This window comes from Roseibium sp., from assembly GCF_025698965.1.
GTDB lineage: Bacteria > Pseudomonadota > Alphaproteobacteria > Rhizobiales > Stappiaceae > Roseibium.
This window is the reverse complement of the sequence record NZ_JAILWL010000673.1, coordinates 1-2,537: the sequence shown is the minus strand read 5'-3', so window position 1 is coordinate 2,537 and position 2,537 is coordinate 1. Positions and strand designations below refer to the sequence as shown.

At 57.5% G+C, this 2,537-nt stretch carries 2 protein-coding genes and 1 pseudogene; 1 reads left to right on the top strand and 2 read right to left on the bottom strand.

Features of this window, described 5'->3' with window-relative positions:
- A partial coding sequence (locus K5905_RS31450; protein ID WP_297591653.1) for an ABC transporter ATP-binding protein occupies positions 1 to 837 on the top strand: 837 nt, incomplete at its 5' end.
- 37 nt (positions 838 to 874) lie between these two features.
- On the opposite strand, the gene K5905_RS31445 is transcribed toward K5905_RS31450, so the two are convergent.
- A complete protein-coding gene (locus K5905_RS31445) occupies positions 875 to 1,666 on the bottom strand; it encodes an SDR family NAD(P)-dependent oxidoreductase (RefSeq protein WP_297591652.1) in 792 nt (263 codons plus the stop codon).
- Positions 1,667 to 1,808: 142 nt separating this feature from the next.
- Positions 1,809 to 2,537, bottom strand: a pseudogene (locus tag K5905_RS31440) (AMP-binding protein); the annotation flags it as partial.

Sequence of the window (2,537 nt, the reverse complement as noted above, 5' to 3'; positions counted from 1 at the left end):
GCCGAACGCCTGTCCGAACTCCTTGATATTCAGCCGGAGATCAGTGCACCGTCCAATCCGGTCAAGCTTCCCGAGGCTGCTCGGGGCAGCATCTCCTACGACAGAGTTTCCTTCGCTTATCAGAACAGCCGAAACATGCCGGTGGTCAGGGACCTGACCCTCGAGGTTTCACCGGGAGAAACCGTTGCCGTTGTCGGTCCCTCCGGTGCGGGCAAGTCGACCTTGTTCAGCTTGCTGATGCGCTACTATGACCCGAATGAAGGACTTATCCGCCTTAACGGAGTGGATCTCAGGAAACTCGATCCGGAAGACCTGCGCCGACATATTGCCCTGGTCCCGCAGGACACGGCAATCTTTGGCGCTTCTATTGCGGAAAACATCGCATATGGCAGACCCGATGCCACGCGCGAGGAAATCATCGCAGCGGCAAAGGCAGCATTGGCCGCTCCGTTCATCGAGACGATGACGGACGGCTACGACACGCTTGTCGGCGAACGCGGGATCACGCTCTCGGGCGGGCAGCGCCAGCGGATCGCGATTGCCAGGGCCGTCTTGAAAAGCGCGCCTGTCCTGTTGCTGGACGAGGCAACAAGCGCCCTGGACGCGGAAAGCGAGAACCTGGTCCAGCAAGCCCTGGACCGTCTGATGGAAGGCAGGACAACGCTGGTGATCGCCCACAGGCTGGCAACCGTTCTGAAAGCAGACCGGATCATCGTCATGGATGATGGTCGCATCGTCGAATCTGGCACCCATGCCGAACTCAGCGCTGCCAAAGGTCTCTACGCCAAGCTTGCACGGCTTCAGTTCGGCGCCGACAAACAAAAAGAGACGGCGTAACCGCCGTCTCCTTTCAAATACCCGTCGATCAACAGGATCAGCTGTCGTCAGGCACGTCAACCGTATAATTCAGCGGCAAACGCCCCCCATCGGCAAAGATCGTCTGCCCCGTAACATAGCCCGCGTCATCGGACGCCAGGAAAGCCGCGACGCCGGCAATCTCGGCAGGCTCCCCAATCCGCAACATGGGTGTGCGGGACATGACCCGGTTCTTTGCAGCCGGATCACTGTTCACGGCGGCCAGCATTTCCGTCATGATCGACCCCGGACCGATGGCGTTCACCCGGATCCCGTACTGAGCCAGAGACAGCGCAGCTGTCTTGGTGAGCTGCGTCATACCGCCCTTTGAAACGCAGTAGGCAACCTGGCTTGGAATTGCCACGACTGAATTGATCGACGAAACGTTGATGATGCATCCCGGGTCGCCGCCGTTATCGACCTTCTCGACCATGTGCCGTGCAACTGCCTGAGAGCACAAAAACGCACCTTTCAGGTTGACGGACAGAACCCGGTCAAAATCCTCTTCCTCGACGTCGAGAAAATCTGCACCGGCAACAATGCCGGCATTGTTGACCAGAATATCGATATCTCCGAAAGCGTTCAGGGTCTCAGCGACCATATTGCGGACATCCAGTCGCTCTGCGACATTGCAATGGATATAGAGCACGTCACCAAGGCTCTTGAGCTCATCGGCTGCTTCTTCACCTATTGCATCGTCAATATCGGCGATCACAACCTTGGCGCCATCCATGACAAACCGCTTGGCAACGGCAAAGCCGATCCCCCGGGCTGCACCGGTAATGATGGCGACCTTATTTTCCAAAGACACGAAAAACCTCACGGCTAAATTTGAAATTTCAAGCCGCGCAACGAACGCGGGCCGCCACGCGGCGGCCCGACATTAGTGTCCAAAATTAGCGCTGTCGATGGCTGTTCCGGACCTCCAGCAACGTCACCTCATTCACCCAGGCTCAAATCCCGTGTGATTTCAATGCGTCACTGATTTCATCCAAAATCGCGGGGTCATCGATCGTCGCCGGCATCTTGTAACTCTCACCATCGGCAATCTGACGCATTGTTCCACGAAGGATCTTGCCGGACCGGGTTTTAGGCAACCGCTCCACGGTGATGGCGATCTTGAATGCCGCCACAGGGCCGATCTTTTCGCGGACCAGTCTGACGAGTTCCTTTTCGATTTCGTCGTGAGACCGTTCCACACCGGCTTTCAGCACGACAAAACCGCACGGCAATTGTCCCTTCAGCTTGTCTGCAATGCCGATGACAGCGCATTCCGCGACATCCGGATGTGTTGCCAGCACCTCCTCCATGCCACCGGTCGAAAGCCTGTGTCCCGCAACATTGATAATGTCATCGGTCCTGGCCATGATCGAAAGATAACCATCGTCATCAATCACGCCCGCATCCGCCGTCTTGTAGTAACCCGGGAATTCGGCGAGGTAGGAGTCAAAGAAGCGCTGGTCTGCGTTCCACAGTGTCGGCAGACACCCAGGTGGCAACGGCAGCTTGACGACGATGTTGCCGAGAGTGTTGGAACCGAGCGGATGCCCTGCATCATCCAGAACCTGAACATCGTAACCTGGCATCGGCACTGTCGGTGATCCAGGCTTGACCGGCAGCTGCCTCAGCCCCAGGGGATTGCCGACCATGCACCAGCCCGATTCCGTCTGCCACCAATGGTC